This window comes from Streptomyces sp. NPDC005438, assembly GCF_040606315.1.
GTDB lineage: Bacteria > Actinomycetota > Actinomycetes > Streptomycetales > Streptomycetaceae > Streptomyces.
Genome location: NZ_JBEXEP010000016.1, coordinates 22,890 through 47,950 on the forward strand (window position 1 = coordinate 22,890; position 25,061 = coordinate 47,950).

Annotated in this window: 26 protein-coding genes; 16 read left to right on the forward strand and 10 right to left on the reverse strand. The window is 71.2% G+C overall.

Translation table 11 applies throughout. From position 1 onward, the window contains the following. Positions 1–8: 8 nt before the first annotated feature. The 6 genes from ABZT14_RS24615 (at position 9) to ABZT14_RS24640 (ending at position 4,417) form a co-directional block, all read left to right on the forward strand. Entirely contained in the window at positions 9–854 is an 846-nt protein-coding gene (locus ABZT14_RS24615) for an AraC family transcriptional regulator (protein ID WP_356306411.1), read from the forward strand. A 151-nt stretch (positions 855–1,005) separates the two neighbouring features. Next, a complete protein-coding gene (locus tag ABZT14_RS24620; protein ID WP_356306538.1) occupies positions 1,006–1,725 on the forward strand; it encodes an AzlC family ABC transporter permease in 720 nt (239 codons plus the stop codon). Beyond that, positions 1,722–2,039 carry an AzlD domain-containing protein gene (locus ABZT14_RS24625; RefSeq protein ID WP_356306413.1) on the forward strand — a complete coding sequence of 106 codons (318 nt, stop codon included), beginning with the start codon at positions 1,722–1,724 and terminating at the stop codon, positions 2,037–2,039. Before ABZT14_RS24620 ends, ABZT14_RS24625 begins: the two co-directional genes overlap by 4 nt. Positions 2,040–2,063: 24 nt before the next feature. Continuing rightward, positions 2,064–2,258, forward strand: a complete 195-nt coding sequence (locus ABZT14_RS24630; protein WP_356306415.1) for a DUF3046 domain-containing protein — start codon at positions 2,064–2,066, stop codon at positions 2,256–2,258. A 320-nt stretch (positions 2,259–2,578) separates the two neighbouring features. Next, on the forward strand, positions 2,579–3,697 hold the full coding sequence (gene recA, locus ABZT14_RS24635) for a recombinase RecA (RefSeq protein WP_356306417.1): 1,119 nt from the start codon (positions 2,579–2,581) through the stop codon (positions 3,695–3,697). Between the two features lie 3 nt (positions 3,698–3,700). Then, positions 3,701–4,417 (forward strand): regulatory protein RecX, encoded by a 717-nt coding sequence (locus ABZT14_RS24640; RefSeq protein ID WP_356306419.1) that lies wholly within the window; start codon positions 3,701–3,703, stop codon positions 4,415–4,417. Here the strand turns inward: ABZT14_RS24640 and ABZT14_RS24645 are convergent. The 8 genes from ABZT14_RS24645 to ABZT14_RS24680 form a co-directional block, all read right to left on the reverse strand. Then, positions 4,414–4,830, reverse strand: a complete 417-nt coding sequence (locus tag ABZT14_RS24645) for a rhodanese-like domain-containing protein (RefSeq protein ID WP_356306421.1) — start codon at positions 4,828–4,830, stop codon at positions 4,414–4,416. The genes ABZT14_RS24640 and ABZT14_RS24645 overlap by 4 nt on opposite strands. Beyond that, positions 4,827–5,360, reverse strand: a complete 534-nt coding sequence (locus ABZT14_RS24650; RefSeq protein ID WP_356306541.1) for a cysteine dioxygenase — start codon at positions 5,358–5,360, stop codon at positions 4,827–4,829. The genes ABZT14_RS24645 and ABZT14_RS24650 overlap by 4 nt, the downstream gene beginning before the upstream one ends. Before the next feature lie 256 nt (positions 5,361–5,616). Beyond that, a complete protein-coding gene (locus tag ABZT14_RS24655; RefSeq protein WP_356306544.1) occupies positions 5,617–5,703 on the reverse strand; it encodes a putative leader peptide in 87 nt (28 codons plus the stop codon). A gap of 1,130 nt (positions 5,704–6,833) precedes the next feature. Next, positions 6,834–8,459: an FAD-dependent monooxygenase gene (locus ABZT14_RS24660; RefSeq protein ID WP_356306423.1), complete on the reverse strand. Its 1,626-nt coding sequence runs from the start codon at positions 8,457–8,459 to the stop codon at positions 6,834–6,836. A 225-nt stretch (positions 8,460–8,684) separates the two neighbouring features. Beyond that, positions 8,685–9,560 (reverse strand): amino acid ABC transporter permease, encoded by an 876-nt coding sequence (locus ABZT14_RS24665; RefSeq protein WP_356306425.1) that lies wholly within the window; start codon positions 9,558–9,560, stop codon positions 8,685–8,687. Then, positions 9,557–10,204: an amino acid ABC transporter permease gene (locus ABZT14_RS24670; protein WP_356306427.1), complete on the reverse strand. Its 648-nt coding sequence runs from the start codon at positions 10,202–10,204 to the stop codon at positions 9,557–9,559. Before ABZT14_RS24670 ends, ABZT14_RS24665 begins: the two co-directional genes overlap by 4 nt. Positions 10,205–10,401: 197 nt before the next feature. After that, the gene (locus tag ABZT14_RS24675) at positions 10,402–11,310 is read right to left on the reverse strand and encodes a glutamate ABC transporter substrate-binding protein (RefSeq protein ID WP_356306429.1); all 909 of its coding nucleotides are present in this window, start codon (positions 11,308–11,310) and stop codon (positions 10,402–10,404) included. 115 nt (positions 11,311–11,425) lie between these two features. After that, complete coding sequence (locus tag ABZT14_RS24680) at positions 11,426–12,202, reverse strand: amino acid ABC transporter ATP-binding protein (RefSeq protein ID WP_356306431.1); 777 nt, start codon at positions 12,200–12,202, stop codon at positions 11,426–11,428. Positions 12,203–12,475: 273 nt separating this feature from the next. Between ABZT14_RS24680 and ABZT14_RS24685 the strand changes: the two genes are divergently transcribed. After that, positions 12,476–13,180, forward strand: coding sequence for a response regulator transcription factor (locus ABZT14_RS24685; protein WP_356306433.1), 705 nt, complete (start codon positions 12,476–12,478; stop codon positions 13,178–13,180). Positions 13,181–13,198: 18 nt separating this feature from the next. Beyond that, the gene (locus ABZT14_RS24690; protein ID WP_356306435.1) at positions 13,199–14,647 is read left to right on the forward strand and encodes a HAMP domain-containing sensor histidine kinase; all 1,449 of its coding nucleotides are present in this window, start codon (positions 13,199–13,201) and stop codon (positions 14,645–14,647) included. Positions 14,648–14,980: 333 nt separating this feature from the next. Here ABZT14_RS24690 and ABZT14_RS24695 read toward each other — a convergent pair whose 3' ends face one another. Continuing rightward, positions 14,981–15,979, reverse strand: coding sequence for a TAXI family TRAP transporter solute-binding subunit (locus ABZT14_RS24695; RefSeq protein ID WP_356306437.1), 999 nt, complete (start codon positions 15,977–15,979; stop codon positions 14,981–14,983). Positions 15,980–16,239: 260 nt separating this feature from the next. On the opposite strand from ABZT14_RS24695, the gene ABZT14_RS24700 reads away from it, so the two are divergent. From ABZT14_RS24700 to ABZT14_RS24730, 7 genes are all read left to right on the forward strand, one after another. Beyond that, positions 16,240–17,883, forward strand: a complete 1,644-nt coding sequence (locus ABZT14_RS24700; protein WP_356306439.1) for a GAF domain-containing SpoIIE family protein phosphatase — start codon at positions 16,240–16,242, stop codon at positions 17,881–17,883. 5 nt (positions 17,884–17,888) lie between these two features. Then, positions 17,889–18,944 (forward strand): cobalamin-dependent protein, encoded by a 1,056-nt coding sequence (locus ABZT14_RS24705; RefSeq protein WP_356306547.1) that lies wholly within the window; start codon positions 17,889–17,891, stop codon positions 18,942–18,944. A gap of 297 nt (positions 18,945–19,241) precedes the next feature. Then, on the forward strand, positions 19,242–19,616 hold the full coding sequence (locus ABZT14_RS24710) for an STAS domain-containing protein (RefSeq protein WP_356306442.1): 375 nt from the start codon (positions 19,242–19,244) through the stop codon (positions 19,614–19,616). Positions 19,617–19,654: 38 nt separating this feature from the next. Then, complete coding sequence (locus ABZT14_RS24715) at positions 19,655–20,095, forward strand: ATP-binding protein (RefSeq protein WP_356306444.1); 441 nt, start codon at positions 19,655–19,657, stop codon at positions 20,093–20,095. 181 nt (positions 20,096–20,276) lie between these two features. Continuing rightward, positions 20,277–20,825 (forward strand): DUF892 family protein, encoded by a 549-nt coding sequence (locus ABZT14_RS24720; RefSeq protein ID WP_356306446.1) that lies wholly within the window; start codon positions 20,277–20,279, stop codon positions 20,823–20,825. A 257-nt stretch (positions 20,826–21,082) separates the two neighbouring features. Continuing rightward, the gene (miaB, locus tag ABZT14_RS24725; protein WP_356306448.1) at positions 21,083–22,600 is read left to right on the forward strand and encodes a tRNA (N6-isopentenyl adenosine(37)-C2)-methylthiotransferase MiaB; all 1,518 of its coding nucleotides are present in this window, start codon (positions 21,083–21,085) and stop codon (positions 22,598–22,600) included. A 214-nt stretch (positions 22,601–22,814) separates the two neighbouring features. After that, positions 22,815–23,549 (forward strand): class III extradiol dioxygenase subunit B-like domain-containing protein, encoded by a 735-nt coding sequence (locus ABZT14_RS24730; protein ID WP_356306450.1) that lies wholly within the window; start codon positions 22,815–22,817, stop codon positions 23,547–23,549. Between the two features lie 48 nt (positions 23,550–23,597). On the opposite strand, the gene ABZT14_RS24735 is transcribed toward ABZT14_RS24730, so the two are convergent. Beyond that, positions 23,598–23,804 carry an antitoxin gene (locus ABZT14_RS24735; RefSeq protein WP_356306452.1) on the reverse strand — a complete coding sequence of 69 codons (207 nt, stop codon included), beginning with the start codon at positions 23,802–23,804 and terminating at the stop codon, positions 23,598–23,600. A gap of 256 nt (positions 23,805–24,060) precedes the next feature. On the opposite strand from ABZT14_RS24735, the gene miaA reads away from it, so the two are divergent. Continuing rightward, the gene (gene miaA, locus ABZT14_RS24740; RefSeq protein ID WP_356306454.1) at positions 24,061–24,999 is read left to right on the forward strand and encodes a tRNA (adenosine(37)-N6)-dimethylallyltransferase MiaA; all 939 of its coding nucleotides are present in this window, start codon (positions 24,061–24,063) and stop codon (positions 24,997–24,999) included. Positions 25,000–25,061 lie beyond the last annotated feature (62 nt).

A 25,061-nucleotide genomic window follows, 5' to 3' on the forward strand; every position in this document is an offset into this window, starting at 1 on the left:
ATGGGGCCATGGAGACCGGGTCGTCGTGTTCGGGCCCCGAGGAGTGGGCGCGTCACTGGCGGCATCCCGAACTGCCGGGAGTCGACCTGCTGCGTGCCCGGTACCTGCGGCACACCTTCCCCCGCCACGCCCACCAGGGGTACGTCATCGGGGCGATCGTGCACGGGGTGGAGCGGGTCGGGATGCCGCACGGTGTCGAGCGGGTGGGTGTCGGTCAGATCGTGCTGATCAACCCCGAGGTCGCGCACAGCGCCCGCGCGGAGACCGCCCAGGGCTGGGCCTACTACACGCTCTATCCCACCGAGCGGCTGGTGCGGGAGTTGGCTTCGGAGTTCTCGACCGTCACCGGCACCCTGGGTTTCGACCAGTCCGTGATCACCGACTCCGTCTCGGTACGTCTGGTCACCGCCGTGCACCGTGCGGCGGAGGAGGGGCACGGACTGGCCGCCGACAGCCTGCTGCGGATGACGGTGGCGCGGCTGGTCACCCGCTACGCCCGGGGGACGGGTACCCGCGAGGTACCCGGTGCGGGGGCGCGAAGCGCGGCGCGGGCACGGGAGATCCTCGGGTCACGGATGCAGCGGCCACCCACCCTGGAGGTCCTGGCCCGGGAGCTGTCGGTGAGTCCGTACGCGCTGCTGCGGGCGTTCCGGGAACGCTACGGAATGCCTCCGCACTCCTGGCTCACCAGTGAGCGGGTGCGCCGGGCCCGTGCGTTGCTGGAGTCCGGGGTGCCGCCGGCCGAGGTCGCGCCGACGGTGGGGTTCACCGACCAGGCACACCTGGGTCGGCACTTCTCCCGCATCGTCGGGGTGCCTCCGGGGGCCTACCAACGCGAACGCGCGACGCGCTGAACCCGCGTCGACGGGGCCGGGGCGTGCACCGGTACGCCGCTCCGTCGGCGCACGGCCGCCGCGCGCCGACGGAGCGCAAGAACGTACAAGACCACCCAGCACGCGCCGACCTAGCGTGGCGGCCGTGTCAGAACCGACGGAGACCACAGCCATCAACAGCCCGAACCCACCACCCGCCTCCCGCGACGACGGAGCCGTCATCCGTGACGCCCTGGGCGTGGGCATCGCCGTGGGACTGTCGGGGTTCGCCTTCGGGGTGACCTCGGCCGGCGCGGGGCTCAGCCTCGCCCAGACCTGCGCCCTCAGCCTCCTGGTGTTCACCGGTGCCTCACAGTTCGCCCTGGTGGGAGCACTGGCCGCCGGCGGCAACCCGTTGACCGCCGCGGCCGGGGCCTTCTTCCTCGGAGTGCGGAACGCCTTCTACGGGCTGCGGCTGTCCACCCTGCTGCGCCTGCCGCGCGGGGTACGACCGCTGGCCGCCCACTGGGTCATCGACGAGACCTCGGTGGTGGCCCTGTCGCAGGAGGGACGCCGGGCCGCCCGCCTGGGCTTCACGGTCACCGGGGCCACCCTGTACGTGCTGTGGAACCTCACCACCCTGCTGGGCGCCGTCGGCGCGGGTGCCCTGGGGGACACCGACGCCTGGGGCCTGGACGCGGCCGGCCCCGCCGTGTTCCTCGCCCTGCTGGCCCCGATGCTGCGGTCCACCGTGGAACGGGCCACCGCCGTCGTCGCGGTGGTGCTGGGGCTGACGGCGTTGCCCCTGCTCCCGGCTGGGGTACCGGTGCTGGTGGCGGCGTTGGCCGCTCCCCTGGTGCTGGCCGTGCACGGCCGCGTCGTCGCCGCGCGCCGTGAGGGGGAGTCGTCGTGAGTGGTGCGGCGGTGTGGACGGCCATCCTGCTCACGGCTGTGGGGTGTTATCTGGCCAAGTGGTCGGGGCTGGTGGTGCCGGCGGGCTTCCTGGAACGGCCCCTGGTACGACGGCTCGCGGCACTCGTTCCGGTGGCGCTGCTCGCGGCGCTCACCGCTCAGCAGACCTTCGGCGGCGACGGCGCCCTGGCGGTGGACGCCCGCGCCGCCGGGGTGGGCGCCGCCGGGGTGGCACTGTTGGTGAGAGCGCCGTTCCTGGTGGTGATCGGCGTGGCCGTGGCGGTGACCGCGGGGGTGCGGTGGTTGGGCGGGTGACTTCCCCGGGGGAGACTGGGACTCATGCGGTTGACGGTTTTCTGGCAGCGGATGGCGGACCACTTCGGCGAGAGCTACGCCGACTCCTTCGCGCGTGACCATGTGATGTCCGAGCTGGGAGGGCGGACGGTCCACGAGGCGCTGGCCGCCGGGTGGGAGGCGAAACGGGTCTGGCGCGCGGTGTGTGTGGCGATGGAGATCCCGGCCGACAAGCGGTGAGGGCCGGCGGAAGGTCGACGGAGGAGAGCCTGGCAGGGGTGATCGTTGGGCGTGACGGTCGTTCTGACGTGTCGTCGGACGGGCTTCCCCCTCTCAAATCGACTGCTGGAAAGGCCAGTTGACCTGCTGTTTCGGGAGTTATCCACAGGCAGGGTGGGTGACTTGACGCAAAAATCGAACATCGATTCTCATGGGAAAACCGGCGAGCTTCTCCGTGCGGTGGGCCCCTGTGAGGCTGCTTTCGGAGGGATTGTCAGTGGCAGCCGCTAGCGTCTTGCGACGTGAAGCGATCGACTCAAACGAACAACCGGGTGGCACCGATGGCAGGAAACGACCGCGAGAAGGCGCTGGACGCCGCACTCGCGCAGATTGAGCGGCAGTTCGGCAAGGGCGCGGTGATGCGCCTTGGCGAGCGGCCGAACGAGCCGGTCGAGGTGATCCCGACCGGGTCGACCGCACTGGACGTGGCTCTCGGCGTGGGAGGGCTGCCCCGGGGGCGCGTGGTGGAGGTGTACGGCCCGGAGTCCTCCGGTAAGACGACGTTGACGCTGCACGCCGTGGCCAACGCGCAGAAGGCCGGCGGCACCGTGGCCTTCGTGGACGCCGAGCACGCCCTTGACCCGGAGTACGCCAAGAAGCTGGGCGTGGACGTGGACTCCCTGATCCTCTCCCAGCCGGACAACGGCGAGCAGGCTCTGGAGATCACCGACATGCTGATTAGGTCCGGTGCCCTGGATCTGATCGTGGTCGACTCGGTGGCCGCTCTGGTGCCCCGGGCGGAGATCGAGGGCGAGATGGGTGACTCCCACGTCGGCCTGCAGGCCCGGCTGATGAGCCAGGCTCTGCGGAAGATCACCGGTGCACTGAGCCAGTCGAAGACCACCGCCATCTTCATCAACCAGCTGCGCGAGAAGGTGGGCGTGATGTTCGGCTCGCCGGAGACCACCACCGGTGGGCGGGCCCTGAAGTTCTACTCCTCGGTCCGGCTGGACATCCGTCGTATCGAGACGCTCAAGGACGGCACCGACGCGGTGGGCAACCGCACCCGCGTCAAGGTCGTCAAGAACAAGGTCGCCCCGCCGTTCAAGCAGGCGGAGTTCGACATCCTCTACGGGATGGGCATCAGCCGCGAGGGCGGCCTGATCGACATGGGCGTGGAGAACGGCTTCATCCGCAAGTCCGGCGCCTGGTACACCTACGAGGGCGACCAGCTGGGACAGGGCAAGGAGAACGCCCGTAACTTCCTGCGGGACAACCCCGACCTGGCCAACGAGATCGAGAAGAAGATCAAGGAGAAGCTGGGCATCGGCGTGAAGCCGCCAGCCGCCGGGGAACCCGGCACGGACGCGGCGACCGGGACGGACAGCGCTCCCGTGGCACCAGCTCCAGCTCCCGCGGTCAAGGCGACCAAGGCCACCAAGGCCGCTGCCAAGGGCTAGGGGATGACACGTCGCAGCACCTGGCCCGGCCCGGAGGCGGCCGGGGCGGATGAGGACGGCGGTGACCCCGCCTCGTCGAGGGCCGGGGTGGGGTCACCGCGCATCAAAGGCGGACGGAGGGCGCCCAACTCACGCAGTTCCGGGACGGGTTCGGCCCCCTTCGGTGACGGCACCGACGAGATGGGTCAGGCCTCCACGGCCAGCCCAGAGCAACGGGCCAGGGCGCTGTGCCTGCGGTTGTTGACCGGCAGCCCCAAGACACGCGCCCAACTCGCTGAGGCGATGCGCCGCAAGGAGATCCCCGACGAGGTCGCCGAGACCGTGCTGGCCCGCTTCGAGGAAGCCGGCATGATCGACGACGACGCCTTCGCCGACGCGTGGGTGGAGTCCCGCCACCACAGCAAGGGGCTGGCCCGACGGGCGCTCGCACGTGAGCTGCGAACCAAGGGGTTGGAGTCCGAGGTCATCGAGGCGGCGGTGTCACAGCTGGACACCGACCAGGAGGTCCGTACGGCGAGGGCTCTGGTGGAACGCAAACTGCGCTCCACCAGAGGGCTCGACAGACAGCGGCGGATACGGCGCCTTGCGGGCCTGCTGGCCCGCAAGGGGTACGGGGAGGACCTGTCCCGGCGAGTGATCCGGGAGGCGATGGAGGCGGAGGCGGCCGAGGACCCGGAAGCCTCCTCGGGGCAACAGGCCGAGGAGGACTGGGAGCTCTAGTCGGCGACCACCGGAGGGGCCACCCGGCCCGGGCCAGCTGTGACAGGGAGTCCCGCCGCTCGCCACGCCTGAAAACCACCGACCAGGTCGGTGGCGTACCGCAGACCGAGCCGACGTAGGGAGAGTGCGGCCAGGCTGGAGGCGTAGCCCTCGTTGCACAGCACGACCACGGCCACCTCGTGGTCGACCGCCTGGGCCACCCGGTGGGAGCCCAACGGATCGAGCCGCCACTCCAGTTCGTTGCGCTCCACGATCAGTGCCTCCGGCACCACACCGTCCCGTTCCCGAAGAGAGGCGTAGCGGATGTCCACCAGTAACCCGCCCTCACGGGACAGCGCGTGGGCCTCGTGGGGGTGCAGACGGCGCCCCAGCTCCGACCGGGCGGAGGCCAACAGCTCCTCGATCCCGCTCACTCCCACTCCCCGGGAAGCTCCACCTCTTCCAGGCGGAGGGTGGCACCGTCGCGGCTGTAGCGACGCATACTCGGCAGCGGGGGGTAGTAGGCGTGCACGGAGATCGCGTGGTCCTGGGGCGAGTTGTTGAGGACCTGGTGGACGTGGTGGGCGCCGAACGCACGGCCACGACCGTCCGCCAACTCCCGTACCCGGTCAACGCCTTCGGCCAGCTCCAGGGTCTTCCACCCCTCGGTCGGAAGGCGCACCGCCAGGGAGTCCTCGGTGAGCCCGCCCCGCGCCACGGCGAAGGCACCGTGGGAGCCTCCGTGGTCGTGCCACCCGGTGCCGGTTCCCGGCGGCCAGGCGATCAACCACGCCTCGCTCCCCTCGGGTCCCTCCAGCCGTAGCCAGGTGCGCTCCTCGGGGTCGAGTGGCAGGGAGGCGATCAGCTCCGCGTCCAGCACACCGCGCTGGACGAACTCCAACAGTTGGGTGGGGGTGGGGCCCTCACCGCGCGTACGACGGCCTGGCGTCGACGCGGTCTCCAGCGCCTCGGTGTCGCTGTGCGGGGGCGTCAACTCTCCCTTGCCGCCCCGTTGTTGGTGCTGTTGCCCTTCGGGGGCTGGGCGAGGAGCGACGACCGTCGCGGCGTTCGGCGTGGGGGAGGGCGAAGTGGTGCGACCGGCATCGGTAGCGACGTCGGCAACAGGCGCGGGGGTGTCGGGAAGGAGGGGCATGGGAGTCCGTTCTGAGTCAGAAGATGAACGACCCATTGCGCTGGTCGGGGCGCGATGGGGTGGAAGCTCAGTACGAACGCCGACACACGCAGCCGGCATAGCGGAGCAGGTCCACGTGGACCCTCCGCCAGCGGTACAGCTGTGTGCCGTTCATAGCCGCCGAGTACAGCAAGTCGCGTCGGACCGGTCAAGTGCCGCCCAACAGTTGGGCACTTCCGTTCACACATCCGTCGTGGACGCGTACGTGTCCGTGCCGGCGCCACCGCGCCGGGCCGTGGACCGTGGGGTCGGGGAACGGCGCCGGCACCGTCGACGCCCGGTCGTGGGGAACCTCCATCGGTCGCGGCCCACCTCGCCGACCCACGGGTACGCCCACTCGCCGAGCACGGCCGGACACTCGCTCGTGTTCGCGCAGGTCACGCGTACCCCGACATCCTGCCCCGAGCACTCCGCGGCCGGCCCCGAGGGGCGCCACATCACCTCGCCCTGTTCGTCACCGACCCCGACGAGCCGGCCCCGTACCGGCCCCCTCCGACGGGCACCGGGGGCGGGGAGAAGCGGCGGGACATGCGCCAGCCCTGCCGGCCGGCGAGCGGACTCGGGGCGGACACGGTCCGGCCGCCAGCCGACCGTGTCCCCGCCCACTGCCCGGGGCCCGAGGCCGCGACCGGGGACAGACCGGGGACAGCGCCGACAGGGAACCACCGAGGACCCCACCGGCCAGGGGAGGGCGCCCCTCGTACTCCGCGAGCCGAACCACCGCCCCGAGCCACTGTCGGTGACCCAGTCCCCGTCCAGCCCCCATCGACGGAGCGCACCCACGGACAGAGAGGAGCCCCGGCTCGATGCCACCCGAAGACCAGCGCACCACCACAGGGGCTCCGCGGGGTGTACCCCGGGACGGAGCTGGGGGACGGAACCCGGGGAGGCCGGTCCCGGACAGGGCCGGTGCCCCTCGCACGGCAGGGGCACCCACCCGGGAGCCGTACCCACTCCGTTCCCCTTGCCTACCCGGCAGGGGAACGTACTCGGCCACGGCCGACCGACGACCACGGGCCGAGGGGACCGCGCCCCCACGAACCCCGGGTTGCCGCGTGCGCCAGCGGGCTGGACGCCGAGTCCGCGCACGACGCGAGCCCGAGCGCTGTCTCGCGACCGAGCGGACGCCGAGAGGTGCGCGAGGACACTGGCCACAGCAGGGCGCGTGGGCACCCGCCGAAAGGTCACGGACCGGCCGAAGGGACTCAACTCCCCGTCGCCAGGCGGCAGTCGGGGGTGGAGTGGTCACCCGCTGCCGACGGCCCGGTGCTCCTCACGTAACGACTCACCCCGGAGGGCGACGACACAGTCCCGCAGGGCCTCCGCCTGGACCCCGGCGGTCGCCGCCACCAGGTGGCCGTCGGCTCGTATCACCAGTACGGAGTGTGCCGGAGCGCCCGGGTACTCCTCGGTCACCAGCAGACCGGTACGCAGCGGGAGGGAGGAGACCACCGAGACCAGCTCGGGCATCAACCCGGCCGACAGCCAGTGCCTGCTGTCCCAGACCCCGGTGCCGGGGGCCGTGAACAGCACCAGCAGCTCGCCCCCCGGGCCCCCGCACCAGTCCCGCAGGCGCCCCCGGGCACCGTTCGCGGCGACCACCGGCACGTCCACCACCGGGGCGCCGACCTGGGTCTCCACCGGGACCGACTGGGCCAGCACGTGCTTGCCGGCCGCCAGGGGGGAGCGGTCGTAGAGGGCGGGCGCACCCATGGGGCCGCGTCCCAGGTGGCCGTCGGTCAGCAGGCTCAGGTGGTGGCGGGTGGTCTTGCCCGGCAGTCTGACGCGGAGCCCCCGTTCGGAACGCACCAGCGGCAGCGACTGGTCCACGGCGCGGAGGCGGGCGCCCACCGTGGTCCTGCGCTCGCGCTCGTAGCTGTCCAGCAGGGTGTCCAGGGCCTCCTCGTCGCGTGCGGAACGTGGTTCGCGCAGGGCGACGGACAGCTTCCACGCCAGGTTGGCCGCGTCCTGGATCCCCTCGTCGACCGACTGCACCCCCAGGGCGCCGACCAGGTGCGCGGCGTCTCCGGCGAGGAACACCCGCCCTGAACGCCACCGTTGAGCCAGACGTTGGTGGCACACGTGCACCCCGGTGTCCAGCAGCTCGTACGGAGGCAGCTCCGACTCGTCGACACCGTGCCAGGTGGACAGGGAGTCCCGTACCCGCTCCAACAGGGCCTCGGGGGTGACCAGTTCGCCCTGTGGCGGCAGCAGCCAGTCCAGCCGCCACAGTCCGCGCGGAAGAGGGCGGGCCAGCACCTCCTCGCCACTGCCGGGCATCTCCCGATGGAGGAGTGCCTCCTCCTCCCAGGGCAGTCGCACCCGCAGGGTGGCCACCGCGTGCCGTTCCACCGAGGTGCGGCCGGCGAACCGCACTCCGATCAGTTTGCGCACGGTGGATCTGGCGCCGTCGCAGCCCACCAGGTACGCGCCCCGCCACCATCGACCGTCGCCACCCCGGGTGTGCGCACGCACTCCCTCGTCGTCCTGTTCCACCTGGTCCACGTGGCTGTGCGGCACCACCCGCGCCAGGTGCTCCCGGGACAGCGCCTCCCGGAGCGCGGCCTCCAGACTGTGTTGGGACAGGTGAACGGGGGAGTGGTCGGAGTCCAGGTCGAGTGACTGCATCGTCTGCCGCCGGCGTTCGGTGCGCCAGCGGTGCCATCGGGCGCTCTGGAGGACCAGCCCGGAGGGCAGGAACGCGGCGGTCTCGGGGCGCAGGACACAGCTGCGGGACTCCCGGCGTACGGGCTCGCCCGAGGAGGCGTCGAGCACGGTCGAGCGCACCCCGTACCGCGCCAGGAGAAGGGCCAGGGTCAGCCCCACCGGACCGGCGCCGACGATCAGCACTCCGGGGTGATCGCCCGTCACCGTGCCGCCTCGGCACCCGGGTCGTTGGCCGCCGTGGTGGGTGGCTCGCCCGCCCTCCCGCGTTCAGCGGCCGTGTGGGGGGCGGGAGTTGGCGGGCTGCCGGGCGGATGAGCGATCACAACGGTATGCAACCGACTGCATGTGCGGGCGTCAAGTGAGGGGCGGCGGAGCCTGATGCTCCACCGCCCCTCTGGCGTGCTCACCCGGTGTGGGTCCGTCGCCTTCTCAGCCGTCGGCCTTGCGGATCTGTTCCGCCTCCAGCGGGTCGTCCATCGCCTCGGCCGGGGCCACCGCGATCCCGGACTTGGCGCGACGGCCGCGCTTCTCGATCCAGGTGGCGAACGCGGACAGCAACATGCACAGGGCGATGTAGAGGCTGCCGAGGACGATCACCACGGGGACGTAGGGGTCCTCGCCGTTGACGACCGTGGTGCTGGCGATCTGTCGGGCCGCGTACAGCAGCTCCTCGTAGGTGACGATGAAGCCCAGCGAGGTGTCCTTCAGGGTCACCACCAGCTGGCTGATGATGGTCGGCAGCATGGAGCGGACCGCCTGGGGGATCAGCACCGTCACCATGACCTGGGTCTTGCTCATGCCCAGGGCGTAGGCCGCTTCCGACTGGCCCTTCGGCACGGCCAGGATGCCGGCGCGCAGCACCTCGGCCTGCACACAGCCGTTGTAGATCGTCAGGCCGAACACCACGGCCCACAGCGGGTCCTTGGAGAACACCCCCACCCACAGCACGTAGATGGTGATCAGCAGGGGGAGTGAGCGGAACAGCTCGATGAAGACGGTGGCCAGCCAGCTCAGCGGCTTGTGGTCGGAGAGCCTGGCCACGGCGAGCAGGACACCCAGCAACAGGGACAGCACCGCCGCCAGCACGAAGGCCTTGAGGGTGCTGACGATGCCCTCGGCGATGGTGCTCCGCACGTTGGAGTAGTTGAAGATGTCCCACATCTCCGGGGCGAACTGGCCCTTGTCCGCCAGCCGGTAGACCGCGAAGGCCACCAGCCCGGCCACGAACAGCGACCCGACCACACTGAGGATCAGGTTGCGTGCCCTGGCGCGGGGGCCCGGGGCGTCGTAGAGGACGGAACTCATCGGGCCACCTCCATCTGGCGCTCCAGCAGCCGGAAGACGCCACTGATGAAGAAGGTGATGATCAGGTAGCCGAGGGCCACCCAGATGAAGATCACCATGACGTTGAAGCCCTTGTCGCTGAGGGTCTTCTGCACGCTGAACAGCTCGGGGTTGTTGAACGCGCCGGCGATGGCGGAGTTCTTGGTGAGCGCGATCAGGATGCTGCTCAGCGGGGGCAGCACGGTACGGGTCGCCTGGGGCAGCACGATGATCCGCAGCGTCTGGAAGAAGGTCATGCCGATGCTGCGGGCCGCCTCGGCCTGGCCCACCGGAACGGTGCTGATGCCGGAGCGGACCGCCTCGCACACGAACGAGGAGGTGTAGCAGCCCAGCGCCAGGGTGGCCAGGACGAAGTAGTTCCAGTCGGGGAAGAGGATCTGGGGCAGTACGAACACGGCCACCATGAACACCACGGTCAGCGGCGTGTTCCGCAGTACGTTCACCCAGGCGGTGCCGAACCAGCGTAGGGGGGGTACGGGGGAGACCCGGAAACCGGCGATGATCAGGCCCAGCACCAGCGCGAGCAGTGCGCTGGCACCGGTCAGGGAGACCGTCTTGACGAATCCCTCGCGGAACAGGTCGAAGTGATCAAGCAACACATTCATGAGGAGGTACCTCGTGGTGCGTACGCGGTTCAGCGTGAACTTCGGCTGGGAGTCACGGACTTGTCCCGAAAGCCGCTGCACAGTGCCTACGCGGGGCGGTCAGGGAAGACCGCGCCCCGTACGCCCACCCGCGAGCGGGCGTACGGGGCGCGGGCGGTGGGTGGGCCGAGCCGGGGGCCGGCCTCACCCGGTGGTGATCAGTAACGCTCCAGGGCCGGCGGCTTGGTGTAGTCGGAGCCGGACTTGCCCAGGGTCTCCTCGTAGACCTTCTTGTAGTCGCCGTTCTTCTGGTGCGCCTCGATGGCGTCGCTGACGGCGTCCCGCAGGGCCTTGTCGTTCTTCTTCATGCCGATGCCGTAGGGCTCCTCGCTGAAGGTCTTGCCGACCACCTTCAGCTTCTTGGGCCGCTGGGCGGCGTAGCCCTTGAGGATCGCGTCATCGGTGGTCATGGCGTCCACCTGGCCGTCGATGACCTGCTTCACGCAGTCCGAGTACTTGCCGAACTCGGAGGTCGTGGCGCCGTACTTGGCCTTGTTGTCCTTGAGGTTCTGCAACGGGGTGGAACCCTGGATGGAGCAGACCTTCTTGCCCTTGATGCTGTCGGGACCCTTGATGGAGTCGTCGTCCTGGCGCACCAGCAGGTCCTGGCCGGCCATGTAGTACGGGCCCGCGAAGCTGACCTGCTTCTTGCGCTCGTCGTTGATGGTGTAGGTGCCGACCATCAGGTCCACCTGACCCTTGCTGATCGCGGTTTCCCGGATCGAGGAGTCGATGGTCTTGAACTGGATCTGCTTCTCGGAGAAGCCGAGGTCGGCGGCGACCATCTTGGCGATCTCGATGTCGAAGCCGGTGTACTTGCCGTCGGCGTCCTTGATGCCCAGGTAGGGCTGGTCGGACTTGGCGCCGATGATCAGCTTGCCGCGCTTCTGGGCGGCCTTGAGGGTCGGGGAGTCGACGTCGACGTCCTTGGCGACCTTGTAGGTCGGAAGCTTCGACTCGTCGGTGTCCTCGTTGTCGCCGGCCGAGCCCGACTTGCCACCACAGGCCGCGGTGGCGGCGAGGCTCAGAACGACGGCCGTCACCGCGGCGGTCTTACGGAGGTTCATGGTGTTACATCCCTTTGCTTTTTTCGTGTTCGCGTCGTCTGTGACGTCGAGGTGACGTCGGTGGCGACGTCGGGCGTCGTGACCTCACCGGGAGCACAAGCCCGGCGAGCCGGCGTCAATGGTGCAGGATCTTGGACAGGAAGTCCTTCGCCCTTTCACTTCGCGGGTTGCTGAAGAACTGGTCCGGCGTCGCCTGCTCCACGATCCGTCCGTCAGCCATGAAGACCACACGGTTCGCGGCCGAGCGCGCGAAACCCATCTCGTGGGTGACCACGACCATCGTCATGCCCTCACGGGCCAACTGCTGCATGACCTCCAGGACCTCGTTGATCATCTCCGGGTCGAGCGCCGAGGTGGGCTCGTCGAAGAGCATCACCTTCGGCTCCATCGCCAGGGCCCTGGCGATGGCGACCCGCTGTTGCTGACCGCCGGACAACTGCGCGGGGTACTTGTCGGCCTGGTTGCCCACTCCCACCCGGTCCAGCAGTTCCCGGGCCCGCTCGGTCGCCTGGGCCTTGGGCCTCTTGCGGACCTTCAACTGCCCCAGCAGCACGTTCTCCAGCACGGTCTTGTGCGCGAAGAGGTTGAAGGACTGGAAGACCATGCCGACGTCGGCGCGCAGCTTGGCCAGTTCCTTGCCTTCCTGGGGCAGGGGCTTGCCGTCGATGGAGATGTGACCGGAGTCAACCGTCTCCAGGCGGTTGATGGTGCGGCACAGGGTTGACTTCCCTGAGCCGGAGGGTCCGATCACGACGACGACCTCGCCGCGAGCGATGGTCAGGTCGATGTCCTGGAGGACGTGCAACGAGCCGAAGTGCTTGTTGACGTTGTCCAGTACGACCAGGTCCTCCGTCCCGCCAGCGGTGTCCTTGGTCACCGATACTTCGCTCATCGGCGTCTCGCTCCGTCCTCGTCGGTTCCGAGGACCTTATTAACAGCCCGCCACCAGCGTCATTACTTCTGAGGGGAAATTGAGCATAACGATCTGGCCGCATTCGACTACACGGAGTGCGAGGTCGTGGCGCCCCGTGGTCAAGCTCACCTGAACTTCGATGCCGTTCGGATAACGGTAGGCGCACCGACACCGCCGGTTGTTGACGTGTCGGTGATGATTCGGTGTGCAAGCCCCACGAGCCATCGGTCGTCAAGGAAGAGAGGCCGGCGGGTGAGACTGCTACTGGTCGAGGACGACGAGCGGGTCGCCTCCGCGCTGAGCGCGGTGCTCGGCCGCCACGGCTTCGAGGTCGTGCATACCCGCAACGGCGAGGAGACCCTCGCCCGTCTGCTGCCCGACGGCGGGAGCGGCCCCTTCGACGTGGTGCTGCTCGACCTGGGCCTGCCGGACCAGGACGGCTTCGAGGTCTGCGGCCGTATCCGCAAACTCACCGCCACACCGGTGATCATGGTCACCGCCCGGGCGGACGTGCGCTCCCGCATCCACGGGCTCAACCTCGGGGCTGACGACTACGTGGTCAAGCCGTACGACACCGGGGAACTGCTGGCCCGGATCCACGCCGTCAGCCGGCGCAGCCAGGCCGAGGAGGCGGTCGCGGCGGAGGACCAGCAGCCCGAGGGGGCGCTGGAGCTGGGCTCGTTGACCATCGAGCTGCCCACCCGCCGGGTCACCGTCCAGGACGCCGTGGTCACCCTGACCCGCAAGGAGTTCGACCTGCTGGCCCTGCTCGCCCAGCGGCCGGGAGTGGTCTTCCGGCGGGAGCAGATCATCAGCGAGGTCTGGCGCACCAGTTGGGAGGGCACCGGCCGCACCCTGGAGGTGCACGTGGCCTCGCTCCGCTCCAAGCTGGGGCTGCCGGCCCTGATACAGACCGTACGGGGAGTGGGCTACCGCCTGGTCCCGCCCGCGAACTGATCCGGCTACCGTCACCCCGTGCGTACTCGCCTCCTCCCGCTGCTGATCTTCCTGCTCTCCGGGGTGCTGCTCGCCCTGGGGTTCCCCCTGGCGGCCAGCATCGCGGCGGCCGAGCAGCAGCGGGTCCTGGTGGACCGGATCGACGACACCGCGCGGTTCTCCGCACTCGCCCAGTCCGTCACCACCGGGCCCACCTCCACCTCGCAGCGAGCCGACGAGCGACTCAAACTGGACATCCTCCGGGACGAGTTGAAGCGCTACCACGAGCTGTACGGCATCCGGGCCGGCGTCTTCTACCGGGACGGCCGGGCCATAGCCTCCGCCCCCGAGGGACTGCGGATCCCCGAGGGGCAGGGGGCCGACGCCTTCGCCGAGGCCCTCGCCGGCCGGCGCAGCCACGACCCCGACCAGGTGTGGCCCTGGCAGGACCGACGTATCGCGGTCGCCTCCCCGGTGATCCGGGACGGGGACGTGGTGGCCGTCGTCCTCACCGACTCGCCCACGGGCCAGCTGCGGTCCCGCATCCTGCACGGCTGGCTGCCCATCGCCCTGGGCGAGGGACTGGCGATGCTGCTGGCGGTGGTCGCCGCGTTCCGGCTGACCAGCTGGGTGCTGCGTCCGGTGGGCAACCTGGACCGGGCGGCGCACGACATCGCCACCGGCAAGATGCAGTCCCGGGTGGCCGGACTCGGCGGTCCGCCCGAACTCCGCAGGCTGGCCCGCTCCTTCAACGAGATGGCGGACCACGTGGAGGAGGTGCTGGAACAGCAGCGGGCCTTCGTGGCCGACGCCTCGCACCAGCTGCGCAACCCCCTGTCCGCCCTGCTGCTGCGTATCGAACTGCTGGGCCTGGAACTGCCCGAGGGCAACGAGGAGTTCCCGGCGGTCCAGGCCGAGGGACGGCGGCTGGCCCAGGTACTGGACGACCTGCTGGACCTGGCCCTGGCCGAACACGCCCCGGCCAACCTCCAGTTGCTGGACGTGGCAAGGCTGGTCGACGAGCGGGTGACGTCCTGGCGCCCGGTCGCCGAACGGAAGGGCGTCACCCTGTGCAACACCGGCCCCAGGGCGGTCACCGCCTGGGGCGACCCGGTCGCCGCCTCCAGCGCCCTGGACGCGGTGGTGGACAACGCCCTCAAGTTCACGCCCACCGGCGGTGCGGTGACGGTGGCCGTCGAGGTCGACGGAGACCGGGTGCTGGTGGTCGTCGCCGACGAGGGCCCGGGACTGGCCGAGGAGGAACTGAGCCGGGTCGGCGACCGCTTCTGGCGCAGCGGCCGTCACCAGAACATCCCGGGCTCGGGCCTGGGGCTCTCCATCTGCCGTGCGCTGCTCGCGGCCGGCGGGGGGCACCTGTCGTACGGCCACAACGATCCGACCGGACTGCGGGTGACGCTCTCCCTGCCGCGTACCGAACCCGAGCCCTGCACGGTCACCCCGGGGGTGCGGGTGGCGAACGTCGACTAGGGCGCGTCGTTCGGGTCGCCGCGAGGGGTGCGTGCGGCGTCACCTCGCGTGGCCGGGTCCTCCCGCGTTGTCGCCATGGCGGTCGGGGCCGCCGACGGGCCGCGTCGTACTCCTTCTCCGCCTGCGACCCACCACACCAGAACGCGCTCACCGATCTCCCGGGAGCCACCCGCCAGTCCCTGGGTCGCCCTGGGGAGCGGCCTCCTCGCGCCGGTGTCGCCGGTACCGCGCGGTGTCCCTGGTGCCCCGGCCCGCCGCGTACGGCACCAGCGCGCGTTCACCGGTCTCCCCGGCCCACGGCGACACGGTCCCCGGGCGGGCGCAGGATCGGCGTCAGGACTTGACCGAGCGGTAGTAGCGGGCGGCTCCGGCGTGCAGCCGCAGCGGGTCGGTGTAGATCGCGGTACGCAGGTCCACCAGCTGCGCCGCGTGCACCTGACGCCCTATGTGGTCACGGTTGTTGATCACGGTGCGGGTCAGCCCCTCGGTGAGGGCGGCGTCGGCCCGGTCCGTGGTGATCAGCAGGTTGGCCACGGCCACCGTCTCCACCGGCTTGTCCTGCTCGATGTGGGGATAGGCGTCGTTGGGGATCATCGCCGAGCGGTACTGGTCCGCGCTGCGGCCCTGGCGCTGGAGGGCGGGCAGCAGGTTCCCGAGGGGCACCAGGGAGATCCGCTCCCGTCGGGCGAGCTTCTCGATGGCTCCGGTCGGCATCCCCCCGGACCAGAAGAACGCGTCGATCTGCCCCCGGCGCAGCATGTCCGGCATCTGGTCGATGCCGGCCCGCACCGGTGTGATGTCGCGGGCCACGCTCAACCCGGCGGCCTTGAGCAGGCGTTCGGCGATCAGGCTGACCCCGGACCGGGGCTGGCCCATGCCGATCCGCCGTCCGCGCAGGTCACGGGTGCTGCGGATCGAGGAGCCCTGGGGCACGATCAGCTGCATGTAGTCGTCGTACAGGCGGGCGCAGGCGCGTAGACGGCTGGCCTCGGCGGGGTGCGAGGTCTGGTAGGCGTTGACCGCGTCGGCGGCGGCGATGGTGAAGTCGGCGCCGCCGCTCACCACCTTCTGGATGTTCTGCACCGAGCCCTCGGTGGAGTGCACCGTCACGTCCACCTTGGGAAGCTCCTCGGCCAGGTACTCCTTGAGCAGGTTCCCGTACCGGGCGTACACCCCGGTGCTCACCCCGGTGGCCAGGTCGACGCTTCCCCGGGGCTCCTGCTTGCCGCCGGGCACCAGCCACCAGGTCAGCAGGCCCAGGGTCACCAGTACGGCCAGGCCGGCGCGCAGGAGCTGCCGCCGGGAGGGGCGTCGGAGCGGGAGCTTCACCATAGGGGGCGATCCTGCCAGGCCCGCGCCCCCTGGGGGAGCCGTCTGCCCGGCCTTTGCCGGGCCCTGTGCGGGGGCGGACGGCGGGACGTGGCTGATGGGGGCGCATCGCACGGTGTGACACAGTGGCCCGTCAGGACCGGGGAGTAACCCACTCCTCGTACTCCCGCCCGCGGAGGTCCTCGGGGCGGTGCCGGTCGGCCGGGCGCACGGTGGCCGGTGGCCCGCCCCCGATCGGGGCCCCGGGACGACGAGGAGGTCGGATGGGCCCGCTGAGCGACGGCACCGCCGAGGGAAGCTCCCTCCTCTCCCCGGGTATCGGGGACGCCTGGCAGCAGGCCCCCTGTCCGGTACTCGTCGCCGACGGTACGGGCACGCTGACCCGACTGAACTCCATGGCCCGCCGGCTGTTCCCGGACGCGGCGCCCGGCCGACGGTTGGAGGGGTTCGCCCCGCCGTGGCTGACCGACGCCCACCGGGAGCTGGTCGAGGCCCCCGGCACCGCGACCGCCGCTCGGGGTCCCCTCGGCGAGCGGCTCTACGAGGCCCACCCCACACCGGGTGAACAGGGCGAGTTCGTCTGGTGGTTGCTGGACGACACCGAACGCCAGCTGGCGGACCGCAGCCTCGGCGACGAGCGGGACCGCATCGCCTTCCTGGCCGAGGTCTCGGACGAGCTGTTGTCCTCCCTCAACGTCAACCGCTCCATGGAGACCATCGCCCGCCACGCGGTCCAGCACCTCGCCGACGCCGCCGTGGTGGTCGCGGGGGATCCCGCCGCCCACCTGGTCCTCACCCGCTGCGCCCCTGACGGCGAGGTCTCCCGGGTGCGACGCCGGGCGCGGGCGGCGACCATGCCCGGACTCGCCGAGGCCCTGCGGGGTTTCCCGCCCGTGGCCTCCCGCTGGATCGACCCGGCCAGCGTGCCGGAGTGGGTGCTGCCCCCGGGCTTCGAGGGCCCGCTCGGTTCGGTGGTGGTCACCCCGCTGCCCGGTCACGGTGTGCCCGCCGGCGCGTTGGTACTGCTGCGCCGTACCGACCACACGGCGTTCACCCAGGGCGAGGAGCTGTTCGCCCAACTCTTCGCCGCCCGCGCCGGCATCGCCCTGTCGGCGGCCCGGATGTACACCGAGCAGGCCGCCATCACCCAGACCCTGATGCGGGAGCTGCTGCCGCCCAGGCTGCACCGGGTCCACGGCATCGAGTTCGCCGGCGGCTACCGCGCCTCGGGGGTGAGCGAACGGGTCGGCGGCGACTTCTACGACGTCCACCCGGGGGCGGACGAGAACGAGGAGTCGCTGGTGGTGCTCGGCGACGTGTGCGGCAAGGGACTGGAGGCCGCCGTCCTCACCGGCAAGATCCGCAACACCCTGCACGCCCTGCTTCCGATGGCGCGCGACCACGACCGGGTGCTCAACCTGCTGAACGGGGCGCTGCTCACCACCCGCCACACCCGGTTCGCCACCCTGGTGCTGGCCTCCGCCGTACGCCGGGGCCCGGACGTGCGGCTGCGGCTGACCAGCGCCGGACACCTGCCTCCGCTGGTGGTACGGCGTGACGGGTCGGTGGAGACGGTGCCCACCAGCGGCAACCTGGTCGGCGTCATGCCCTCGGTGGACGCCACCACGGTGGAGACCGTGGTCGCTCCGGGAGAGGTGTGCCTGCTGTACACCGACGGGATCACCGAGGCGCGCGGCGGCCCCTTCGGCGGCGAACTGTTCGGCGAGCGGCGCCTGAGGGACGCCCTGGCCGAGTGCGCCGGCCTCCCGGGGGAGGCGGTGGTCGAACGCGTACAGATGCTGGCCAGCGAGTGGGTGGGCGACGCGCGCAAGGACGACATGGCCCTGGTGGCGGTGGGCGCGCCCGCCTTCGACGGCCCCTTCGTCCCACCGTGGGGCGAAGGGTGACCAGGCTGGAGGAGGGCCGGCCGGCCGACGACCTCACCGCCAGGACGGTCGACGACCTGTGGGGCTCGGTCCTCGGCAGGGACGAACCGGGCGCGGTCGGCGCGGTGTTCGCCTCCCTGGAAGCGGGCCTCGACCCCGAGTCGCTGCTGCTGGACGTGATCGCGACGGTCCAACGGCGGGTGGGTACGGAGTGGGCGGCCAACCGGATGAGCGTGGCCGCCGAGCACGCCGCGACGGCCATCTGCGACCGGACGATCGCGGCCATGGCCTGGCACCCCCTGGTCCGCCGCCCCGAGCGGGCCGGCGCCACGAGGGTCACCGTGGCCTGTGTGGACGGTGAGTGGCACGCCCTGCCCGCCCGGCTGCTGTCGGAGGTGCTCAGGTTGCGCGGCTGGGCGGTGGACTTCCTGGGCGCCCAGGTGCCCTCGCCCCACCTGGTGGAGCACCTGCACCGGTCCGGGGCCCAGGTGGTGGCGCTCTCCTCCTCGTTGGCCCCGAGGCTGCCGACCGCCCACGCCGCGCTCGCCGCCTGCCAGGCGGTGGGGGTGCCGGTACTGGTCGGAGGCGCCGCCTTCGGCCCCGACGGCCGGTACGCGCGGGTACTGGGGGCCAACGCCTGGGCCTCGCACGCCCGCGACGCCGCCGAGGTGCTGGAGCGCGGGGTACCGGACAAACCCCTGGGCGGGTTCCTGGTCGACCGGCTGCCCCACCTGGCCGACCAGGAGTACACGATGGTCGGTACCACCAGATCGCGGCTGGTCAGCGAGGTGATGGCCGACCTGGAGTCCCGTTTCCCGGCGATGGCCGCCTACGACGCCCGGCAACGCCAGCACACCGCCGAGGACCTGTCGCACATCCTGGACTTCCTCGCGGCCGGCCTCTACGTGGACGACGCCCGACTGTTCGTGGACTTCCTGCGGTGGACGGCGGGCGTGCTGGAGGCCCGGGGTGTTCCGGCCGCCTCCCTGACACCCGCCCTCGCGCTGCTGTCGGAGCGGCTCCGGGACTTCCCCCGGGCCGCCGGCATCCTGCGTGCCGGACGGGAGTCGCTGGTTCGGTAGGCCGCGACCCCGGTGCATCGTGGGCGGCCCAAGTCCCCGACGAGGGAGCGGAGTTGGCCTCCGGTACCCGCGCGGTTCCCGGTTGCCGTGCCGGCTGGTCGACCGTTGTGCCTGGTCGTGGGGTTGCCGTCGGGATGGCGGGGAACTCCGGCTGTTAGGCTCGGGCGGCCCGCCTCCCGTGAGGGTGCCCTCGTGGCCAGGACGGCGTTCCGCCGTCGACAGGCACCACGAGGCCGCCGTGCCCCGTACCGGCGTCAGCCACGATCGTCGTGGGCGCCACCACCAGGGGAAGGGACCATGAGAGACGAAGCCGAGATCACCCGCAGGACCCTGACCGGAGCGCGCGGTCAACGGGCCACCGTGGTGCGGGTGGTGGGCGACGTCGACTACGACAGCGGCCCTCTTCTGGCGGACTTCCTCCGGGAGGGCGAGGACGGGACCGAGCGCACCGTCGTCGACCTGTCCGGGCTGGACTTCGCCGACTCCACGATCCTGCACGTGTTGCTGGACGCGCAGCGGGTCCGTCGTGCCCGGAACGGTTCGCTGGTGCTGGCCGGAACCTTCTCCGAGACGGTGGACCGGCTGTTCGAGGTCACCGGGTCGCTGTCGTTCTTCGTCACCGCGCCGACCGTCGAGGCGGCGCTGGACGTCCCCCTGGAGCGGGAAGCGTGAAGGCATGTCCCTCGGAATGTGGGGCACGGGTCCCTGAGATGACGGTGGACGAAGACAAGGTGCGGAAGGACGGCCGACAGGGCGACGTCCTCGGGGAGGCCGTGGCCGTGCCCGGCCCCTCGGACGCCAGGCGTCAGGTGCGACACCTGATCGACCAGCACCTGCGGGAGGGCGGGGCGAACCGTCACGCCACCTTCGTGGCCGACGCCCTGCTGGTCACCTCGGAACTGGTCACCAACGCCGTACGGCACGGCGGGGGGCTGGTGGACTTCCGCGCGCGCTGGACGGCCGAGGGGCTCTGGCTGTGTGCCGTGGACCGCAGCCACCACCTGCCCGACACCACCCGCGCGGTGCCCACCGAGGTCCATGGACGCGGCTGGCCGCTGATCTGTCGGCTCGCCCGTGACCTGACCATCGCGCTGCTGCCGGAGGGCGGCAAGCGCATCAGCATGACGGTGGCCCTCGCCCCCCGGCCGTGACTCCGGGCGACTCCGGGCGTCCCCGGGCGCCGTTCCCGAGGTCGCCCAAGCGCGCTCCGGCCGCCGCGTTTCCGCTCCATGATCGCGGGAAACCGGGCGAACACCCCTCGCCCGGGCAGGCGGTGAGCGCTGCTTCCCCCGGGGTTGAGGGCGACCGAAGTCATCGAGGACGGAGCAGGTCGTGGCCGAGTTTCTGACCGACATCCAGACCATTCGCGAACGTGCCCGGCAGGAGATCGACAAGGGCCCGGTGACCGGCGCCTACGGCGCGGACATCGAACGGGTACTGCGTGTGCTGAACGAGGCGCTCGCCACCGAGATCGTCTGTGTGCTGCGCTACAAGCGCCACTACTACACGGCTTCCGGGATGTACTCCGAGCCGGTGGCCGCCGAGTTCCTGGAGCACGCGCGGGAGGAGCAGGAGCACGCCGACCGACTGGCCGAGCGCATCGCGCAGTTGGGCGGGGACCCGGACTTCAACCCGGACACCCTCAGCTCCCGGGCCCACGCCGAGTACGACGCCAGTGACAGCCTGGTCGAGATGATCAAGGAGGACCTGGTCGCCGAACGGATCGCCATCGCCTCGTACACCGAGATCGCCCAGTGGCTGGGGGACGACGACCCCACCACCCGGCGGCTGATCGAGGACCTGCTGGCGCAGGAGGAGGAGCATGCGGACGATCTGCGCGGGCTGCTGGAGCGTATCCCCCAGGACAGGCCCGGAACCTGAGGGCGTGTCCTGGAGGGGGAAGTCAGGCCCGGTACCTGAGGGGTCTGTCCTGGAGGTGGGGGTCAGGCCCGGTACCTGAGGGCGTGTCCTGGAGGGGGAAGTCAGGCCCGGTACCGGTACCCGAGGACCGGCCCGGAGGGGCCGTCCTCAGGAGTCCGTCCTGGTGGGACGGGTGACCGGTTGGGCGCCCGAGGGCTCCTCCGGTGGCGGGGGTGAGCGGGTCGGGAGGTGTCCCCGGCACCGCCTACCCTTGTGCCATGAGCACGAGCGACCGCAACACGACCATGGGCGTTGATCGAAGCTACGAGATCCGCACCCATGGGTGCCAGATGAACGTCCATGACTCGGAGCGGCTCGCCGGGCTGCTGGAGGACGCGGGATACGTCCGCGCCGCCAAGGACGGTGAGGCCGCCGACGTGGTGGTGTTCAACACCTGCGCGGTCCGGGAGAACGCCGACAACCGTCTGTACGGCAACCTCGGCCAACTCGCGCCCAAGAAGGCCTCCCGGCCTGGGATGCAGATCGCCGTCGGCGGCTGTCTGGCCCAGAAGGACCGGGACACCATCGTCCGGCGCGCTCCGTGGGTGGACGTGGTCTTCGGCACCCACAACATCGGCCAGCTGCCGGCGCTGCTGGACCGGGCCCGGGTCCAGCAGGAGGCCCAGGTGGAGATCGCCGAGTCCCTGGAGGCGTTCCCCTCCACCCTGCCCACCCGCCGGGAGAGCGCCTACGCGGCCTGGGTCTCGATCTCGGTGGGCTGCAACAACACCTGCACCTTCTGCATCGTGCCCGCGCTGCGAGGCAAGGAGAAGGACCGTCGGCCGGGGGACATCCTGGCCGAGGTGGAGGCCCTGGTGGCCGAGGGCGTCATCGAGATCACCCTGCTGGGACAGAACGTCAACGCCTACGGCTCCGACATCGGCGACCGCCAGGCGTTCTCCCAACTGCTGCGCGCCTGCGGGCGGGTGGAGGGACTGGAGCGGGTGCGCTTCACCTCGCCGCACCCCCGGGACTTCACCGACGACGTGATCGCCGCCATGGCCGAGACCCCCAACGTGATGCCCCAGCTCCACATGCCGTTGCAGTCCGGGTCCTCCCGCGTGCTGAAGGCGATGCGCCGTTCCTACCGGCAGGAGCGCTTCCTCGGCATCATCGAGAAGGTGCGCGCGGCCATGCCCCACGCCGCGATCTCCACCGACATCATCGTCGGGTTCCCCGGGGAGACCGACGAGGACTTCGAGGAGACGCTGCACGTGGTGCGGGAGGCGCGGTTCGCCCAGGCCTTCACCTTCCAGTACTCCAAGCGCCCCGGCACCCCGGCCGCCGAGATGGACGGTCAACTGCCCAAGGCGGTGGTGCAGGAGCGGTACGAACGGCTGGTCGCGCTCCAGGAGGAGATCTCCTGGGAGGAGAACAAGAAGCAGGTGGGCCGCACCCTGGAGGTGCTGGTCGCCGAGGGCGAGGGGCGCAAGGACGACGCGACCCGCCGCCTGTCCGGCCGCGCCCCCGACAACCGGCTGGTGCACTTCACGCGCCCCGAGGAGCCGGTGCGCCCGGGGGACACCGTGACCGTGGAGATCAGCTACGCCGCTCCCCATCACCTGCTGGCCGAGGGGCCCACCCTCGGGGTGCGGCGGACCCGGGCCGGCGACGCCTGGGAGCGCCGTAACAGCGAGCCGGAGGCCGACGCCGGGGGCGGAGTGATGCTGGGGCTGCCCACGGTGGGCGTTCCCGAGCCGCTGCCGGCCAACTCCGGTGGCTGCACGGCCTGTTGAGCGGCGTTGTCCCGCCCACGGGCCGCGCGCCCCTCTGGTGATGGGTGGCCACGGTGGGCGTGGGCTGACCCGTGGGCTCGGTGCGGAGCCGCGTCGGGGCATCCCCCTGTCGAGCCGGTCGGGGTGTCCGTGACCCCGGTGGTCCGACGTACGGCACGAGGTGGTCCTGGCACCGTTCGCGGGGTGCGACGACGGGCGTACTAGGGTTCCGGCCATGCTCGTCGCCGCCGCCGTCTGCCCCTGTCCTCCGCTGCTCGTTCCCGAGGTGGCGGCCGGCGCCGCCGGGGAACTGGACGAGTTGCGGCGCGCCTGCCGTGACGCGCTGCGCACCGTGGCCGAGGCCCGGCCCGACCAGTTGTGGGTGGTGGGCCCGGCGCGGGGGTCGGAACCCGGCCCGTACCCCACGGGGAGTACGGGTTCCTTCGCCGGCTTCGGGGTGGACCTCGACGTACGCCTGGGGGCGCTGTCGGAGAGTCCCCGCCGGACGGCGCCGTTGCCCGCGTCCCTGTCCGTGGGGGCCTGGTTGCTGTCGGAAGCCGGCTGGTCCGGTGCGCCCCCGCAGGGGTACGCCCTGGACCCCGGGCTCACGCCCGAACGGTGCGCCGCCCTGGGCCGGGAGTGGGGCGACCCCTCACCCGAGGCGCCTCGGGTGGGGCTGTTGGTGATGGGGGACGGCAGTTCCTGCCGCAGCCTCAAGGCGCCCGGTTACCTCGACGACCGGGCCGCCGACTTCGACGCCCGGGTGGCCGAGGCCCTCGCTACGGTGGACCTGGGCGAGTTGGAGGCCCTGAGCCCGGACCTGGCGGCCGAGCTGGGGTGTGTGGGCCGGGCCGGCTGGCAGGTGTTGGCCGCCGCCGCCCGTCAGGCCCCGCCGCTGCGGGGCCGGTTGCGCCACGACGAGGCGCCGTACGGGGTGGGCTACCTGGTGGCCGACTGGCGACTGTCCTGAGCCTTCCGTGTGGGGCGTGACCTCAACGGGCCCCGTCCGCCGGGGAGTTCAGGAACCGTGGTGCCCGTGGTGCCCGTCGCCCTTCTCGCCGCCGGGGGGACGCCGGTCCATTGCCTCCCTGGCTTTGTCGGCCCCGCCACGGATCGTGTCGTGGTGCTTCCCGCCGGTCTTCTCGTCGGCCGTGCCGGCCGCCTTGTCCACTCCCGAGCTGGCCTTGTCGCCGTGCTGGCCGAGCATTTCCTTGACCTTGTCCATGAATCCCACGGTGGTCACCCTTCTCCGGTGGGCGCGCCCGCCCACCGTCCTGTCGACGGTGCTTGCGGGTGGGGGCTGGCGCGGTCGCGATCCCGGGCGGTGCCCGGTCGTGGGGCAGCTTCAGTCCCGCACCCTGTGTGGCGTTATGTGGCATAACGACCGTTTCCACTCTCGACCATACTCGTCCGCCCGCCCTACCGCGTTCCGTACCCGACGGGGTGGGATCGGCCGGACCCGGGTTTGCGAGAATGGCCGCGTGACAAGCCCATCTCCCAAGCCCCGGGTCATCGCCGTGGTGGGGCCCACCGCGGCCGGAAAGTCCGACTTGGCGGTGTCCCTCGCCCGTCGGCTGGACGGCGAGATCGTCAACGCCGACTCCATGCAGCTCTACCGGGGCATGGACATCGGCACCGCCAAGCTCACGCCGGAGGAGCGCGGGGGAGTGCCGCACCACCTGCTGGACATCTGGCCGGTGACCGAGACCGCCAGCGTCGCGGAGTACCAGCGGTTGGCCCGCCGGGAGATCGACCGGCTGCTCGACCAGGGGCGTACCCCGGTCCTGGTCGGCGGATCGGGGCTGTACATCCGGGCCGTCATCGACGTGATGGAGTTCCCCGGCACCGACCCCGAGTTGCGCGCCGAGTTGGAAGGGGAACTGGAACGGCTGGGCCCCGGTGCCCTGCACCAGCGGCTGGCCGAACTCGACCCGGAGGCGGCCCGTTCCATCCTGCCGGGCAACGGCCGGCGCATCGTCCGCGCGCTGGAGGTCATCCAGCTCACCGGCCGCCCCTTCGCCGCCAACCTCCCCGCCAACGAGGCCGCTTACCCGACACTCCAGATCGGGGTCGAGGTTCCGCGCGCCGAACTGGATGAGCGCATCGCCCGACGGGTAGAGCGGATGTGGAGTCAGGGCTTGGTCAAGGAGGTGCGGGACTTGGAGCGGCAGGGGTTGCGGGACGGGCTGACGGCATCCCGGGCGCTGGGGTACCAACAGGCGCTGGCGCAGCTGCGCGGAACCTACGACGAGGAGCGGGCCAAGACGGAAACCGTGCGCGCCACCAAGCGGTTCGCGAGGCGGCAGGGTTCCTGGTTCCGACGGGATCCGCGCATCCACTGGCTGGACGCCACGGCCCCCCGACAAGCGGAACTCGCCTCGCGTGCCGAGGCCCTGCTCGAACGACCGGTCACAGCCTGATCACGTGATGGCATCGGGACGCTCCGGCCCGGAGGCAGAGGCGATCTGGCATGTCATCATCG